The 16974-nt window shown below is 55.1% G+C and carries 14 protein-coding genes; 7 read left to right on the forward strand and 7 right to left on the reverse strand.

The features are described 5' to 3' along the window. The 4 genes from GSQ81_RS19560 to GSQ81_RS19580 all read right to left on the reverse strand — a co-directional run. On the reverse strand, positions 1 to 856 hold an 856-nt coding region (locus GSQ81_RS19560), incomplete at its 3' end, for a ParB/RepB/Spo0J family partition protein (protein WP_158912498.1). 82 nt (positions 857 to 938) lie between these two features. Beyond that, on the reverse strand, positions 939 to 1352 hold the full coding sequence (locus GSQ81_RS19565) for a hypothetical protein (RefSeq protein WP_158912499.1): 414 nt from the start codon (positions 1350 to 1352) through the stop codon (positions 939 to 941). Then, positions 1352 to 2260, reverse strand: a complete 909-nt coding sequence (locus GSQ81_RS19570) for an ArdC family protein (RefSeq protein ID WP_158912500.1) — start codon at positions 2258 to 2260, stop codon at positions 1352 to 1354. Before GSQ81_RS19570 ends, GSQ81_RS19565 begins: the two co-directional genes overlap by 1 nt. Positions 2261 to 3281: 1021 nt before the next feature. After that, positions 3282 to 4577: an epoxide hydrolase family protein gene (locus GSQ81_RS19580; protein WP_216846517.1), complete on the reverse strand. Its 1296-nt coding sequence runs from the start codon at positions 4575 to 4577 to the stop codon at positions 3282 to 3284. 808 nt (positions 4578 to 5385) lie between these two features. On the opposite strand from GSQ81_RS19580, the gene GSQ81_RS19585 reads away from it, so the two are divergent. The 3 genes from GSQ81_RS19585 to GSQ81_RS19595 all read left to right on the forward strand — a co-directional run bounded on the left by GSQ81_RS19585 (position 5386) and on the right by GSQ81_RS19595 (position 8319). After that, the gene (locus tag GSQ81_RS19585; protein ID WP_158912502.1) at positions 5386 to 6720 is read left to right on the forward strand and encodes an epoxide hydrolase family protein; all 1335 of its coding nucleotides are present in this window, start codon (positions 5386 to 5388) and stop codon (positions 6718 to 6720) included. A gap of 85 nt (positions 6721 to 6805) precedes the next feature. After that, positions 6806 to 7663: an SDR family oxidoreductase gene (locus GSQ81_RS19590; RefSeq protein ID WP_216846518.1), complete on the forward strand. Its 858-nt coding sequence runs from the start codon at positions 6806 to 6808 to the stop codon at positions 7661 to 7663. A gap of 8 nt (positions 7664 to 7671) precedes the next feature. Then, on the forward strand, positions 7672 to 8319 hold the full coding sequence (locus tag GSQ81_RS19595; RefSeq protein ID WP_158912503.1) for a response regulator: 648 nt from the start codon (positions 7672 to 7674) through the stop codon (positions 8317 to 8319). Positions 8320 to 8503: 184 nt separating this feature from the next. Here GSQ81_RS19595 and GSQ81_RS19600 read toward each other — a convergent pair whose 3' ends face one another. The 3 genes from GSQ81_RS19600 to GSQ81_RS19610 form a co-directional block, all read right to left on the reverse strand. Beyond that, positions 8504 to 9133 (reverse strand): response regulator transcription factor, encoded by a 630-nt coding sequence (locus tag GSQ81_RS19600; protein WP_158912504.1) that lies wholly within the window; start codon positions 9131 to 9133, stop codon positions 8504 to 8506. Positions 9134 to 9209: 76 nt separating this feature from the next. Further along, positions 9210 to 9581 carry a response regulator gene (locus GSQ81_RS19605; RefSeq protein WP_158912505.1) on the reverse strand — a complete coding sequence of 124 codons (372 nt, stop codon included), beginning with the start codon at positions 9579 to 9581 and terminating at the stop codon, positions 9210 to 9212. Further along, on the reverse strand, positions 9581 to 12610 hold the full coding sequence (locus GSQ81_RS19610; protein ID WP_158912506.1) for a PAS domain-containing protein: 3030 nt from the start codon (positions 12608 to 12610) through the stop codon (positions 9581 to 9583). Before GSQ81_RS19610 ends, GSQ81_RS19605 begins: the two co-directional genes overlap by 1 nt. Positions 12611 to 12940: 330 nt before the next feature. Here GSQ81_RS19610 and GSQ81_RS19615 point away from each other — a divergent pair, with 330 nt between their 5' ends. The 4 genes from GSQ81_RS19615 (at position 12941) to GSQ81_RS19630 (ending at position 16733) form a co-directional block, all read left to right on the forward strand. Continuing rightward, positions 12941 to 13981, forward strand: a complete 1041-nt coding sequence (locus GSQ81_RS19615; protein WP_216846519.1) for a redoxin domain-containing protein — start codon at positions 12941 to 12943, stop codon at positions 13979 to 13981. Between the two features lie 57 nt (positions 13982 to 14038). Next, positions 14039 to 15067, forward strand: coding sequence for a D-cysteine desulfhydrase family protein (locus tag GSQ81_RS19620; RefSeq protein WP_158912508.1), 1029 nt, complete (start codon positions 14039 to 14041; stop codon positions 15065 to 15067). Positions 15068 to 15344: 277 nt separating this feature from the next. Continuing rightward, a complete protein-coding gene (locus GSQ81_RS19625; RefSeq protein ID WP_158912509.1) occupies positions 15345 to 16028 on the forward strand; it encodes a VOC family protein in 684 nt (227 codons plus the stop codon). Positions 16029 to 16211: 183 nt separating this feature from the next. After that, positions 16212 to 16733, forward strand: coding sequence for a cytochrome P460 family protein (locus GSQ81_RS19630; RefSeq protein ID WP_158912510.1), 522 nt, complete (start codon positions 16212 to 16214; stop codon positions 16731 to 16733). The last annotated feature ends 241 nt before the right edge of the window (positions 16734 to 16974 follow it).

Below are 16974 nucleotides of genomic sequence, written 5' to 3' on the forward strand. Positions count from 1 at the left end.
GGAGCGGAGCGGCGGCGAGCCAACGGAAAACACTTGCGGTTGCCCTGATTCCACATAACTTACAAGCATCCTGTTTGCCGAGGTCGGAAAACAGTAGCTTGTTATGGCCTGTCCGTTTTGGGCAATCGACGCAACTACCCGCGATGGCCACGAGATGCTCGTCACGCTTATCGAACGGGGCATCTTTGAGGAAGAGCAATACGTTTTGCTCAATCCAAAACTGCAAGCTTCGTACCGGGAGCAAAATCCGCTTCGCCTTGCGGTCGTTCGATGCACCCCAGTCTTCACGGAAACAAGCCGAGAGCGCCTGTTCCTGCTGGTCGGCTGGCAACTTAGCCAGCAAGAGAGCATGCCCGACTCCGATTTCGTCGCGATAGAACGCTTCGACCGCAGCCGGAACGAGGTCGATCAATTTGAGCCGGGCGGCAACGAACGCGGGTTGTTTCCCGGTCTTCGCGGCGATCTGCTCAATCGAGTAGGTCGGGTCATCCAAATCCAGCAACGCCTTAAATCCCTGTGCTTCTTCCATCGGGTGAACGTCGGCGCGAATCAGGTTTTCGACCAACTGCGCTTCTAAGGCTTGTGCGTCGTTCATGTTGACGATGCGGATTGGCACCGTTTCCGCCTCGGCCATCCGTGCTGCCCGATACCGCCGCTCCCCTGCGACGATCTCGAAGCCATTCTCGGTAAGGGGGCGAACCAGCAACGGTGAGAGAACGCCCTGGGTGCGAATACTTTCGGAGAGTTCCTTAAGGGCGGCGTCCTCAAAGATGCGGCGCGGGTTGGTTTTCGATTCACTCAGTAAGGAAAGCGAGACATTGCGATACTCGGTAGCGTTGATAACGGTGGTTTCCATGATACGAGGCTCCTTTCGAGCGTGGTTGGGCGTGGAAAGTCACAGAGCGGCGCGGTCGGACTGCCCGTTCCAGGGGAGCGGACTAGCCGAGAATGCACTTGTCCGAGAAGGCGGTGAGATAGCCTTGCGCTCTGAGGTTGGCATCCCACGTTCGCGCAAAATGTTCATGCTGCTCATGGAGAGCGACAAGGAACACGTACCGATCGCGGATGATGTTGCGGCTCCCCTGCTCCACCGCGACGTAATCGTTCCGCCAGTAGAAGGGGTTCAGGTGCGCCCCTCCTGCGAGTCCAAGCTCGAAGCACATCTCCGGGTCGCGCATGGGGTCGCCGTTCTGCAGCCCGTAGTGCGCCACGGAAACAACAGGCAAGCCGCACGGGCCTGACTCGTCGGTCGCCTCGATGACCAACTCCATAAAAGGCGGGTTGTCGATCTTGAGGTAAAGGCCGTGGTGCCACCCTCCGGCCTTCCTGAGAATTTCGAGGATGGTCTGCATTACGCCACCTCCGCAAATTCCGGCTTCTCTTCCGTGGTCGGTTCCGCAACTTCGTCCTGCTCTGCGGCTGGCTCCAGTGCGGCGAGGATTACGCTGGCGGTCTGTTGAATGACTTCCAAGCTCTCGGCGAGGAGCGAGGCGTTGCCGTGATAAAGCTGGATGTAATCCGCCGACGCCGTGCCGGTGACAAGGCCAACAGCCTTCCCCACGACGAAAGCGACGGCCTCGGCCTCTGTTTCCCGCACGGTTTTGGTGGTTGCCGTCCGGCGTTCCGCCTTGTGCAGCATCTCGTGCGCTGTTTCGTGCACCAGCGTGGAGAACTCCTCGGCCTTGGGCTGGCCGGGGAGGATGGCAATGCGGCCTCCGTAACTCATCCCCAAAGCGGGGGCAATCTTCTCGTTGTAAACAAGCTGAATGCCTTGGTTCTTGAGAAAGGCGGCAAGACGGTCGATGCTCTCCCCGGGGTCGCCTGAGATTTCGCGCATCTCGGGGAGGTCTACTCCGTCGGTCTGGGAGATATCGAAGACGTAGGCATTGCGAAAGCCCAAAAGGGCGCGGGTATTTTGCTGAGTAATGTCCTTCTCGGCTTCGCTGTCCTTCTTGCGCCTCACTCCGACAATCGGGGCGAGGATGCGTATCCCCTTGGCTCCAGCATTGACGGAGCGACCCAAGTTCTTCCACGTCCAAAACCCGGCAACGCGGGTTGCGGTGGGCATCTGCCGCGCAATCTCCAGCACGTTCCCAAAGCTGTAGTTGTGGAAGCGGCTCATGGCGGTGAGGTAGTTGGTAAGAGCGTCGGAGTGTCCTGCCTCCAACTGCTCAATCAAGAGCTTGATGTTGGCGGCGATGAGTTCCTGTTTCGTGTTGGGCTTCTTACTGTCGATGGTGGTGGGGGCTGTGGTGGTCATGGTGGCTTCTCCTTGGTTTTGGCTGCTGCACTTTCCGCGTTGAAACGCGGCATGTAGATGCCGAACGCCTCCTGGCGAAGGCGGGGGTAGCAAGGCGCAAGGGGAGGGGTCTCCCCACCCTTGGAGAAGGAGCCGGAGGCGGGACGGAAAGGGCGGAGCGTAGCGGAGGTCTGCACAAGCGAAGCGCGGAAGATTGGGGAAGCCCCTTGTCGCCGCGCGATCGGGGCAGAGCCCCTTAGCGAGGTTTGGCTTCCTTATTGCGAGCGGAACGTGCGCCGAATCTCAGGGGCGGCGTTGCGGGCAGGACACAGGCCCGCAGAGATTCTCTCTCGCTTGTCTAGGCTTTTCTTTTCTCTTTAGGGGTGTCCAGAGGGGATATTTCTCTTTTCAGAGGGAGCGCAGCGGGATCATGAAAGCAGACGAATTGCTCATCTCAGCCGAAGAACTTCCCTGGCAGAATCCGATTTCCGCTCACCGATCACGGCTAAATGAGTGACTCGGGGATTATGCACTCATTTAGATCACAGCTGACGACAAGCGCGTTTTCTATGAGCAGGTCACTGGTATCAAGGGTTTGTTCTTTGTTTAGGTAGCGCACGTCGGAGCCGTACCTCGATGAAGTCGACGAAAACCTGTCCAAGAACCTGCTTATCTTCGCGCGCGGAAGATGAGAGCGGTGCGTCGAGCACGAGGGTGTGAAACTCGGGACGCTTCCGGTTGAAAACTCGTGCACACCTCGATCAGTTCGCCGACAGCTTCTGTGAAACTAAACGAGCATCCGGAACCGATTGCGCGTTCTGCCTCAGCCACTTCACGCGCGTACATCGAGGCGAGTGCAGTCGCGATGGGATCTTTATTGGAGAAAAACTGGTAAGGGGTAAACGGAGATACTCCCGCTTCCGTGGCGATGGCGTTTGTGGTTTGATGGCATCCCAGACGGCCGAAACTGCGGCAGCGGCGGGGAGCAGAGCCTGCTGGCGCTGCTCCCACGCTGGGCTAGATCGGCGAGGAGCCATTCGAACTAACGCAGTGATTTGAATGCTACTCTGATCTCTGCACTGAAGAGTTCTGGCTGCTCCCAAGCGGCAAAATGGCCGCCCTTGTCGACTTCATGGAAGTAGTACAAGGACGGATAGGCCTGCCGCGACCAGCTTTCCGGAGCTCGATAAATCTCGTGCGGAAACACGGTGATGGCCACCGGCACTTTGATCTCATTCGTCTTCTGTGCGGCGGCGCTGAAATTGTTGTTGTTATTTTCCCAGTAAAATCGAGAGGAAGAGGCGCCGGTATTGGTGACCCAGTACAGAGTCATGTCGTCGAGTATTTCGTCGCGACCGATCACGTTTTCCGGGTGGCCATCGCTTCCGGACCACTCGGCGATCTTCTCGTACGTCCAAGCCGCCAAACCGCTAGGCGAATCGGCGAGCGAGTAGCCGATGGTCTGTGGACGCGTCACCATCATCCCGCCGTACGCCGCATTTCTTCCGAAGAAGGTGCTGAGGGCGTGGTACGCCCTCAGTTCCGGGGCGGTCAGTTCAAGGGGTGCCGGGTCGCCGGCGTTGATACCTTTCACAAGACTCGGTGGAATCGTGGCCGGCATTGTGAGATGAATGCCCAGCAATCCGGCGGGGGCTTGGCGCGCCAGCGCGTCGGAAATGACCGAGCCGTGATCGCCACCCTCCGACACGTAACGGGTGTATCCCAAACGTTTCATGAGCACGTCCCATGCCCGCGCAACGCGGTCGGGATTCCAGCCGAGATCCGTCGGCCTGCCTGAGAAACCATAGCCTGGAATAGCGGGGATCACGACATCGAAGGCGTCTTCCGCGCGCCCTCCGTAGGCAACGGGATCGGTAAGCGGGCCTATCACCTTCAGAAATTCCAGGGGTGAGCCGGGCCAGCCGTGGGTAAGGATAAGAGGAAGCGCATTCGGTTCATGCGAACGTACATGAATGAACTGAATATCCACGCCATCGATTGTAGTGATGAACTCCGGCAGTATGTTCAACTTCGTCTCAACGCTGCGCAGATTGTAGCCGTCGCCCCAGTAGCGCACCAGCGCCTGCATCTCTGCCAACCGAATACCCTGGGATTCGTTATTGACCGTCTCTTTGTCAGGCCAGCGCGTCGCCGCCAAGCGTTGGCGGAGATCAACGATTTGCTCCTCCGGAATGTTGATATGAAACGGACGGATTGCGATGTCATCAGCCGCTTCGGGCCCGCTCATGGGAGGGCGTTTTTGCTGCTGTGCGAGTGAAGTCGTCGCAACCAGAAATGCGATTCCGATGAGAAAGGTCATCCTTCGCAGTGTGTTCATGTTCTTCTCCTTATGTCGTTCAGATAGTGAATCGTGTATCAACGTTCCTGCCTTGGATAGCTCCGCAGGAACCCTCTTTTTCCAAGCTGTTAGGGGCATTTGTTGTGACAACACTGGTATGCGATCTCGCCTTCGCAGCCCCCGTACTTCGGCAGACATCCCGCAGTATTCATGACGGGGTTCCACATCACAACGTGCATGGAATGTGCGCGCGCACTTTTCTTTCTGTAGTTTCACGCGTCCCTTCGTTTGAAGCTCTTTGCACAGTTGCGATCACACCAGAACCTTGACGGTGAATCTACTAGACAAGGGTATTGATCAATACCTTCGGATCAGTCAACACGAAGGACCTGAATTGGTGCGACAAGCGAAGCGAACTGCCGAGTCGGAGATGTCGCCGTTGTAAGGAGATGCATTCCTGACGCAGCACAGCAGAATAATGGAGGAAGGTGTGAATGTCTTTCTGCTGCGCACTCGACGAGCATAGGCCGGCCCTGAGCGGGATGGTTTAGCGGAAACTCGTCGTCTTCACATAAGCCATGTCACGAAGCAATATGAATCCAAGTTCTTTTATGCAGATGAATGGATGTCAGAGAAGCGAAATAGAGTTTCGGCTTTCAGACAAGGAAACGCGTTCAGTGTCATCTGGCGTAGTTGCTCGCTGAGTCTCTCGCAGGAACTCATGCCAAGGTATCAATCAATACCTTTGACCCATAGATTCGCCCCAACCGTTCTGTTGTGATCACAGCTGTGTAACGGATCTGATTTAGCGGATGCGTGTAACGGCGGTTCTCAAGGAGAAAAGATCATGACAGAATTCGAAACAATCGTATCGACTCGGCGAAGTTTTCTCGCCATTTCAGCAGCCGCAGGTGCAATCGGTCTTCTCGGACTCGCCGAACCGACCGACGCTCGCGCTGCAAGCAGCCAACCGGAGAACAAGGGATCGAGTAGCGCGAATGAAGACTCATCCATCCGCCCCTACCGTATCAACGTTCCGCAAGCAGACCTAGCAGATTTGCGCAGGCGCATCGTTGCGACGCGGTGGCCGGAGAAGGAGACAGTAAGCGATGTAACGCAAGGCGTTCAACTCGCGACGATGCGGAAACTCGCGAAATATTGGGAAAAGGATTATGACTGGCGGAAAGTTGAAGCGAGGCTGAACGTCCTTCCGCAATTCGTGACGACCATCGACGGGCTCGATATCCATTTCATTCATGTCCGGTCGAAGCATGCGAACGCATTGCCGATCATCATCACCCATGGTTGGCCCGGATCGATCATTGAGCAGCTAAAGATTATCGGCCCACTTACCGATCCCACGGCATTTGGTGGCACTGCAGAAGACGCTTTTGACGTAGTCATTCCTTCACTGCCGGGTTATGGGTTTTCGGCAAAACCGACTACAACTGGCTGGGATCCGAAGCGCATTGCTAGCGCCTGGACTGTGCTGATGAAACGCCTCGGGTACACGCGATTTGTAGCGCAAGGAGGCGACTGGGGGAACTCTGTTACGGAGCTGATGGCTCTACAATTGCCTCCGGAATTGATTGGAATTCACACCAATATGCCGGGTACGGTTCCTGCAGATATTGAGCAGGCACTCCAGTTAAGGCAACCGCCGCCATACGCACTTTCAGCCGACGAGGATCGCGCTTGGGAGCAGCTCGACTTTTTCTATAAGCACGGTCTTGGATATGCGCAAGAGATGTCCGGTCGTCCGCAAACGCTCTACGCCCTTGAGGATTCACCTATCGGACTGGCCGCCTGGATACTCGATCACGACGCCAGTAGCCAGGCACTCATCGCGCGTGTTTTCGACGGACAGACGGAGGGTCTGACACGAGATGACGTTCTCGAAAATATCACGCTGTACTGGTTGACCAACACAGCGGTCTCGTCGGCTCGTCTTTATTGGGAGTATAAAGGCGGCTTCTTCGATCCGAGGGGCGTCTCCATCCCGGTTGCCGTAAGCGCCTTCCCGGACGAGATTTATCAGGCCCCGAAGAGTTGGACGGAGAAAGCGTATTCCAAACTGATCTATTACAACCGACCCGCGAAGGGTGGGCATTTCGCGGCATGGGAGCAGCCAGAGCTCTTTTCCCAAGAAATGCGAGCAGCGTTCCGTTCACTACGCGGTTGAGCCTACGGCGGGAGTGCATGTCGCGTGCACAGGCACTCCCGCGTCATCACAATGAAATCGATTCAAACCACATAGGAGAAAGACGATGTCCTCAATAGTCAATAAGGAGCGCGGTCGCTTCTTGAGTAAGGCCCTCATCAATTCAAGCTCAAAAGGCACTGCGGTGATTACGGGAGCTTCTTCCGGCATAGGGGCTATCTACGCCGATCAGTTAGCGAGCTGGGGATACGATCTGATCCTCGTCGCTCGCAATCGAGAGCGCCTTAGCGCGGTAGCAAAGCGCGTCAGCGAGGATACCGGCCGCTCTGCTGAGATCATTGTGGCGGACCTGGGCAACCGAGCGGATCTCGTTCATGTCGAGGACCGTTTACGGACGGACGCAAGCATCACCCTTCTAGTCAACAATGCAGGCGTAGGTGTGCCAACACCGTTCCTGGCTGCAGATATCGACAAGATTGATCAGATGATCGAACTCAATGTTACCGCTCTTGTGAGGCTTACCTATGCCGTCATGCCAGCATTTGTGGAGAGGGCCAAAGGAGCGGTTATCAATATCTCTTCGGCACTGGGTATTGCCCCTGAATTACTTAACGGCGTCTATGGGGGCACCAAGGCTTTCGTTCTGGCCTTTGGCCTTTCACTCCACAAGGAGTTCAGCGGGCGCGGAATCCGCATTCAGACAGTCGTGCCAGGTGCGACCGCGACCGACTTCTGGGAGCTCTCTGCGACTCCACTCGATGGACTCCCAGCAGAAGTTGTGATGAATGCCGACGATATGGTCGAAGCCGCAATTGCCGGCTTCGAATTGGGCGAGATAATCACCATCCCCTCACTGCCGGACGTCGCTGATTGGGAGACCTACGAGGCAGCGCGACAAAATCTGATACCGAAGTTATCCCTGAGTTCTCCTGCCGGGCGATACGTGTCGGCCCATCAAAGCTAGGAGAAACGATGCGGAAAGAGATGAACGATATTGTCCTTGTAGATGACAATCCGGCAATCCTTTATGGGCTTTCAGAGATATTCAAAAGACGGGACTACACCGTTCGTACAGCCTCAGATGGTTTCGCGACTCTAGCGCTGTTGAGAGATCGAATTCCGGGAATTCTCCTCTCAGATCTCGATATGCCCGGCATGTCAGGGTTCGAACTCCTGTCGGTCGTGCGACGGCGATTCCCAGCAATCGCAGTCATCGCCATGAGTGGAGCGTACGCCGGCGTGTTCGTTCCTCCAGGTATCGCGGCAGATGCTTTTTATGCAAAAGGTTCAAACGGGGCAGTTCGATTATTTGAGATCTTGTGGTCGATCGAGGACAGAGACTCACGTGAATCATTGCGAGCTTCGGTACCGATTTGGATACCGAACCTGTCGGTTCATGAATGTGGCGGGTCAGCCGTAGCTGTATCTTGCCCGGAATGTCTGCGGGCTTTTTTCAATCCAGTTAGCCGGGCGAAGGGCTCAACCTACCTGACATCTTGCCCACACTGCTTCTATCCAGTGCAACTGGCGATCGCTACGCAACCCGGCGAGATGGATACAACTTCTCTCGGGTTGCACAGAAGTGCTAGCCAGTCTGGAGTCGCAATCTATGGGGACTGAGTGCATGTCGGACCTCGTCGGCCAGTGATCAGCACAGTTTGCAGCGTCCTCGTGATCGCCGTACTAAAGGAACCTTCCTAAAACTGTTCGTGTCCGGAGAAGACCCTGGCAGTAAAACACGGGAGTCAAAGAACGGGAAAACCAAGAAAAATTCTAGCTCCAACGAATTCAATGCGTTTAAGCTTTAGGTCCTTGGAGCAACCGTAAGGCGAAGCCGCACGGCCATTTTGACTAAATCTGCTAGAGAATCGGCTTTCATCTTCCGCATAACATTGCCTCGATGAGTCTTGACGGTGATCACGCTGATGCCGAGTTCTCCGCCGATCTGTTTGTTCAAGCGACCCGTCACCACGAGCGCCATAACCTCCCGTTCCCGACGCGTGAGCGAGGCATAACTATCTCGGATCGCCCTTATTTTTTCTTGGTGTCCCAGGGTAACTTGGCTTCGTTCGATAGCATTCCCGATAACTCTTAATAGAACATCTTCGCTCACTGGCTTTTCTAGAAACTCGACGGCGCCCGCTTTCATGGCCTGAACCGACATCGGAATATCGCCTGCTCCAGTGATGAAGATGATGGGTATGTCGATGCGGTCCAGGGCGATACGCTTCTGCAAGTCGAGTCCGTTGAGATCAGGAAGACCTACGTCTAGTACTAGACAACTTGGAGTCGGGGTCCGTGGATAGGAAAGGAACTCCTCTGCGGACGCGAACACCTCGGGACGCCAACCCGCGCAACGAATCAACGATTCCAACGACTCGCGTACCGAGATGTCATCGTCGACAACAAACACGGTAGGTGTCGTTTGGGGCATAAGTAAGGGTCTCGAAACATGTGGAACTACTGTTGCTAGGTTCATAAGTCCTCGTCAAGCAAATTCGACTCGTGAGTCAGTTTACGCAGAGGGCCCTGTCAAGTGCCTTGAGAAGAGTGGCTTCACTCACGGGCTTGAAAAGGCAGTCTACCGCACCCTGTTCGAGCATGCGCGGTCGGATGGTCTCATCTTCATCTGCGGTAATAAAGACGATCGGAATTCTTTGCCGCCGGAGGGTCAACTCTCGCTGAAGGTCGGGCCCGGTCATGCCGGGCAGGGTGATATCGAGGATAAGGCATTTCGTTGCGCTGACGCTATCGGACGCGAGGAACGCTTCAGCAGATGAGAATGCTTTGACCGCAAAGCCGAACTCCTTCAACAAGTCAGGAAGTGACTCAAGTACAGACTCGTCATCATCTACAAGTGATACGAGTGAAGAAATAGCCATTACGGGTTCCCCATGAAGCGCGCCGCTTTTGTTGCAGCGACGGGCGTCTGAATGGTGTCGATACTGTCGACACCGGTTACAGCCCCGGGCCCTCGAGGAATTGAAAAGGAAAATGTAGCTCCGGGACCATTATTCGGCGCTGCCCATAGACTTCCATGATGTTTTTCGATAATGGAGCGGCTTATCGAAAGCCCGATTCCCATACCGCTGCTCTTCGTTGTGTAGAAAGCCTGGAAAAGCTTGTCGATAGCCTGAGAATCCAGTCCCACCCCTGTATCCTGTACGGTCAAACGCACACGATCTCCTTCGTCTCCCTCAGTTTTAATCATCAGCTGTCTAGGCCGATCCGTGACGGAACTCATGGCGTCGGATGCGTTCCGCAGAAGGTTGAGGATTACCTGCTGAAGTTGGACGCGATCGCCGATAACGTGCGGGAGATTGCTGGCGAGTTCTGACCGCAAGATGACGCGATTTCGTTGCAGGTCGCTCAGCGACAATGCCACTACCTCGCGCGCCGCTTCGCTTAGGTCTACAGGCTCGCTAATGGCCTCCGTCTTTCTGAAGAGCGCTCGCAAGCGCTTAATAACCTCGGAGGCGCGATTTCCATCGCGAAGCGTGCGCCGCGCGGTCTCGAGTGCTCCCTCAATATTGGGAGGATCGGCCGCCAACATGCGCAGACAAGTGCTAGCGTTGTTCACGATGCCAAACAGCGGCTGGTTCACTTCGTGAGCGATGGATGCTGTCATGGCTCCTAGGCTTGTGACCCGGGCCACATGGGCGAGCTCCGAGCGAACTTTACTCAGCGCCTGGTCCGCGAGCCGGCGTTCTGTTACATCCTGGACAGCGCCGATGTACTCCATTTGGCCCGCTTCGTCCAAAATTCTATGAGCGATCATATGGAGGTATTTAGTCGAGCCGTCTTGCATCTGGAGCCGATGCTCGTACTCGAAATCTTGGCCGGCTTGCGCGCGGGCTACCATATCGCGCATTAGTGGGATGTCATCAGGGTGCACGCGTGAGCCGATGAGTTCGAGCGTTACTGTCAACGCCGGATCGAACGCGAAGATGCGGTAGGCCTGCTCCGACCAGGTTATTTCGCCGGTCGCCACTCGCCATGAAAAACTTCCTGTCAGGCTAAGTTGCTGAGCTTTCGCAAGGAACGCTTCGCTGCGCGTTAACGCCGCCTCACCTTGTGCGCGCTCGACTGCAATGCTTGCAATATGGGTGAACTGGCCGATAAGGGCTTGGTCTCGAGGCGTGGGTGTTCTGGGTTCTTTGTAGTAGATAGCGAAGATCCCGATGACGGTTCCATTGGTGCACGATATGGGAGTCGACCAACAGGCCTTCAGTCCGTTTGCCAAAGCCATAGGGCACCATGCATGTTCTGCCCACCGTCCATCAAGTGTAATGTCGGCGGCGATCACCTGTTCATTCAGGCACACCGCCGTCGCACAGGGTCCCGAAGTGACGACAAGTGGAAGGCCATCAACAGAAGCATTGAAATTGATCGGGAGACTCGGCCCAGCTGCGTGCTGAAGGTGAGTGCGCGTTGGGTCGACCAACAGAATACTGCAATAACTGCTGGTGACAGTAGCTTCAACAAAATGACAAAGGTCTTCGAGAATCGATCCCAATGGGGTCCCGCTGGCAACCCTCTCTAACAAACGCTTCTCGCCGGCAAGCAGAGAATCGGCTTGTTTGCGATCTTCAATATCCGTGTTCAAGCCGTACCATCTGATGATTCGGCCAGTCTCATCTCGTAACGGAACGGCTCGAATCAAGAACCAGCGGCAACTGCCATCGAAACGGCGAAACCTCGCTTCAAATTCGCCAGGCTCCCCAGACGCCATCAGAGATGCCCAGGAGCCTGTCAATCGTCCCGCATCCTCCGGGTGAAGAGTCTTTGCCCAGCCGGACCCGCCAGCGTCCTCCAGTCCGACGCCTGTATAGTCGCACCACGCTTGATTTAAAAAGTCTACGTTTCCGTCCGAACCGGCGCTCCAAACGAGCCCGGGAATAGCATCGATGGTTGTGCGAAGCCGGCCTTCCGATGTCTTAAGTTCATCGAGTGCCCTTGATAGCGACATCTGTGACTGTTGGCGTTCGATGGCGATACTCGCGATATGAGTGAACTGGGCGATTAAGACTTGGTCTTCGGTGGTTGGTGTCCTCGGTTCCTTGTAATAGATCGCGAATGCGCCGAGAACCTTTCCGATCGTGGAAGAAATGGGGGTCGACCAGCACGATCGCAATCCATGCGCCAATGCCATGGGACACCATTCGTATTCTTTCCAGCGCGTTTCCAACGCGAGATCGATGGAGATGACTTGCTCGTTGAGGTACGCTGCCATCGCGCACGGGCCAGAGTCAATGTTTACGGGGCGACCTTCAATGGCGGTAACGAAGGTAGACGGAAGACTAGGCGCTGCACCGTGCTCCAGGCGGGTTCCCGTGCTGTCAACTAATACAACGCTGCAGTAGGAACCGGTAACCGTGGCTTCGACAAACCCGCAAAGCTCGTCGAGTATCTTCGATATTGAATCACCGCCCGCAACCATCTCGAGCAGCCGACTCTCGCTGGCCAATAGAGTTTCCGCTCGTCGGCGGTCTTCAACGTCGGTAAGTAGAAAGTACCAGTTGAGAATGTGGCCCACCGAGTCTCGGACGGGAAGCGCGCGACCATGAAACCACCGGTAGACGCCGTCGAAACGACGCAGACGGTACTCGAGATCGTAGGGGCAGCCAGTCGTCATCGAAAGCGTGAAGGCCTCGACCAGACGGGGAAGGTCATCAGGGTAGACGATGCCACCTACCGTCCAGTTTCGTAGCTCATCGGGCGTCTTACCGAAAAATTCCAGAACCGGACGATTAAAAAGCTCAAGTTCACCCGTCGCGGCCGCTGTAATCACCAGCCCCGGGATTCCATCTAAAATGTCGCGAAATCGAGCCTCACCGACAGACGACGTGCCGTGTCCAGTGGCACATCCTGGATCGTCTGCTTTTCCGGTACTTCGCGCCTCGTACCCCATCCGATAAGGATGCGCTTCTTTTGGGGGGTGCGTCCATCATCCTTTGGTCTCGGTTTTTTCCTGGGGTCGTATCCGCCTCGGGATAAAACCATCAGGTTGATACCTTTGTCCCATAGATTCTCCCTAACGTTTATGGTGTGATCGCAAGTGTCCGAATGACCGGATTTTATCGAGAAACCAGCCGTGAGTAGGCGTTGGTGGTCGCCGTGCTCCGCCCGCCATAAAAGGTAACGGAGGTTCTAAATAATGAGGTCCAAGCTATTACCGACAGAGCCACAAATTCCGACAATGATCGGTCCGAATCGTCGTCGCTTCCTGGAGTCTTCGATTATGGCGATTGTTGCCGCCCACCTCGGCCTGACCGGTTGCGCCAATGCGCAATCGAACAAGTGGGCGGTCCGACTAAGTTCGGAAGGTTCGATGCCCTCTCTCGCTGGCGCGACAGAGTGGTTGAACTCGGCGCCACTGACCCCAGCAAACCTGCGCGGGAAGGTCGTTCTCGTTAGCTTCTGGACCTTCTCGTGCATCAACTCGCTACGTCAACTTCCTTATCTCAGGGCATGGGCGGCGAAGTATAAGAACCAGGGATTAGTAGTCGTTGGTGTACAGGCACCGGAGTTCGAATTTGAAAAGAACCTCGATGATGTCCGCTGGGCCACAAAGAGCATGAAGCTCGACTATCCGATCGCAATCGATAACGATCATGCGATATGGCGCGGCTTCAATAACGATGCGTGGCCAGCGCTTTACTTCGTCGATGCAACCGGACGCATTCGCCATCATCAGCTCGGTGAAGGCAACTATGATCGGGCCGAACTGGTCATTCAACAATTGCTCGCTGAAAACGGGAATTCGATTGTCGCTGGCGGCTTTGCTTCGGTCGACGCGCGTGGCACGGAAGCTCCTGCCGATTGGAACAGCTTGCGATCTCCGGAAACCTATGTTGGCTACGAGCGAGCAGAGAGCTTTGCATCACCCGGCGGGGCGGCGACAAATAAGAGCCACAACTATGCTGCCCCGGCGCACTTGAAACTCAATCAATGGGCCCTCTCGGGTGATTGGACAATGCATGGACAGGGTGCTGTCCTCAACAAGATCAATGGTGGCATCTCCTATCGGTTCCATGCTCGTGATCTTCACCTGGTCATGGGACCGGCGCGCCGAGAAGCATGGGTGCGATTCCGCGTGCTCATCGATCGACAGCCGCCGCTCGCTGCTCACGGAGGCGATGTTGATCCTCAGGGTAACGGCACAATCGTTGAACAGCGACTCTATCAACTCATTCGACAACCCGAGCCTATCGCTGACCGGCAGTTGGATATCGAATTTCTCGACGCCGGCACCGAAGTATTTGTGTTCACGTTCGGTTGATCCAAGGATCATCGTCGGAGCTAACGGTTATTGATTTTAAAGTAAGGGAAGGAAAGCATGACGTCCCCAGATTCTCCCCTTTTCGAGGGCTTCTCCCGTAAAAAGCTTTTCGCTAGTCCCACGCCAATTCAGCGATTACACCGCCTTGAGCGCGAGTTGGAAATCAAAGTACGGCTCTATGTGAAGCGAGACGATCTAATGGGTCTCGGTGGGGGCGGCAACAAGCTGCGGAAGCTCGAATTCTTGTTGGGTGATGCCATTTCGCAAGGCTCTGATACTTTCATCACGATCGGCGGCTTGCAGTCAAACCATGCACGCCTCAGCGCGGCGGCCGCAGCGTCCATTGGGATGGCATGCGAACTCGTTCTGACTCAGGTTGTACCACGGAGTGATGAAGCGTATCGGCGCAACGGCAATGTACTCCTTGACGAAATCTTTGGAGCGAAAATGCACCTGCTTTCTGGCACGCAGAACGCGCTGGATTTTGCGACGGATCGGGTCAAAGTTTTGAAGAGCGAAGGTCGGCGGCCGTATCTGGTTGGGTCTGGCGGTAGCTCTCCGCTCGGATGTCTTGGCTACGCCAATTGTGCAGTAGAAATCTTGGAGCAGCAGCAGGAAATTGAAGGCGGCTTCACCCAAATCATCGTTCCCAACGGGAGTTCTGGAACACACGCCGGACTTGCGGCTGGATTTGCTTCGGTTGGGATGAATCCTGCGAGGATCAGTTCGTATGCCGTTCTTAATCCCGCCGGGGAAACACAATTCAAAACCTACGAGCTCGCCAAAGCGGCGCTAGCTCTCCTTGACCCAACGAAATTGATCGACTCAGATGCGATTCACGTAAGTGATGATCAACTCGGTGATGGTTATGGCATTCCGACTTCAGCAATGTTGGATGCTGTGCGAATAATGGCTCGAACACAAGGGCTGCTGCTTGATCCGGTCTATACCGGTAAAGCGTTCGCGGGTATTCTAGCGGCCGTTCGCAGCGGAACCTACAAACCAGGTGAAGCCATTCTGTTTTTGATGACTGGCGGCCTTCCGGGTCTCTTTGCATATCAACCTGCCTTTGAAGAGGCTTCTTAGAGATAAATCTGTGAATTTGTAGTTGAAGGAGAAGTCGGCATGAAAGAGAGATCGCAAGAGCAACCTACCTCTGACTCGTCGATCGATTCGCTAGAAGAGTCCCGAGCCAGATTAAGGAGTATGCAACAACTGGTTTGCCATTTGCTCTCTAGGAACCAAGAACTGCGAATGGAATTATCTGATTCGAGCAAAAAAACTTTGAGCGATGGCCAACACTAAACATCTAGCGATTGCATGTACTGGCACTGTTTCGTATTAAGCTTAAAGGAGAAAGAACATGGGAAGTAAGTATGAAGGTCATGACAGCAATGCGAGCATCGACGAGAGATCAGAAACAATCGGTCTAAGACTAGAGGCGGTCGTCATTCCAGTCTCGGACGTCGACCGAGCAAAGGAATTCTACGGGCGCCTTGGGTGGAGGCTCGACGCAGACTTTCCGTTCGAGAACGGATTTCGGGTGGTCCAATTCACGCCGCCCGGTTCAGGGTGCTCGCTGCAATTCGGCACGAAGATAACGTCCGCTACGCCTGGTTCAGCCCAAGGCCTCTACCTGATCGTCTCCAACATCGAAGCTGCGCGGGACGAACTGTTCGCTCACGGTGCCAAGGTCAGCGACGTCTTCCATGCCGGGACACCGGGTGCTCAATTCGAGCCCGTAGGCGCAACCGGTCGCATCGAGGGGGTCGCCCCAGATCGCGCCGGCTATAGCTCTTTCGTCACGTTTAGCGACCCAGACGGCAATGGCTGGCTATTGCAGGAGGTCACCACCCGATTGCCGGGCCGTATCGATCCGGCCGAGACGGCGTTTACCTCGGTGGACCATTTGGCGACCGCGCTCCGCCGCGCAGCAGCCGCTCACGGTCAACATGAGAAGCGAATTGGGCATGCGGATACGAATTGGCCCGACTGGTACGCCGAATACATGGTGCGTGAGCAGTCTGGCGTCGAGCTGCCCAGGTGAGAGTCAAACGCGAGCGTCAATTAACACTCTGTCTAGTGAAATTTCGCGTCATGCATTCGGTGTTAATTACACACCTCGCGTTGCGTTCGTGAATACATTTAGATTTCGGAACCTCTCAACGAGAAACAAGCACTCGGCGGCGGGGTGCTAGGAATGATGCGTAAGATTGAAGGAGATGCTTCTATGAAACTGATCACTTTCTTATCAGTTGCAGCGGTAATCGTGGCCATTCTCGTGGCATTCACACCCCACGTATCTGGGCACACCGACGAAAAGGCCTCTCCGAACTACGAGGTCAAAATTCCTGCTGGATATCGGGATTGGAAATTGATCTCCGTAGCCCACGAGGCAGGCAATCTCAACGATATTCGTGCCATCTTGGGCAACGACGTGGCGATCAAGGCTTATCGGGAAGAAAAGCTTCCATTTCCAGATGGCACAATTATTGCCCGCCTGGCCTGGAAATACGTCCCGTCCGAAGAAAACAACAAAGTGTTTGGTAATGAGCAATCCTTCGTTGCCGGATCTCCCACTAACGTTCAGTTCATGATCAAAGATTCCAAAAAGTACTCCGCAACAGGAGGGTGGGGATTTGCTCAATTCACAAACGGTAAACCTCTAAACGAAGCGGAACCTAAGACCTGTTTTTCTTGCCATGAGCCTGCGAAAGCTCGGGACTTTATCTTCACCCATAACGCACCCTGAAAAACGAATAAGACCCCAATGTCTTCGGCTGCTGATATGAAAGTATCGGAAATGTATGGTCCGCCGCAGGACTGCAAGGGGAAGTTTGGTCGAGAAGACAAGTCTGCGCAAATGTATTCGGCCTTTGTGTGGAGATCAACTCTCCTGGCCATGATGAGTTGCGCGCGTGTCTGATCACGCACATCGCCGCTATCTATTGGTTGTTGCGTCCTCAAGGCAGGGCAGCTCAAACCGCTTCCGG

Origin of the sequence: Granulicella sp. L56 (assembly GCF_009765835.1) — a bacterium.
In the GTDB taxonomy this organism is placed as follows: domain Bacteria; phylum Acidobacteriota; class Terriglobia; order Terriglobales; family Acidobacteriaceae; genus Edaphobacter.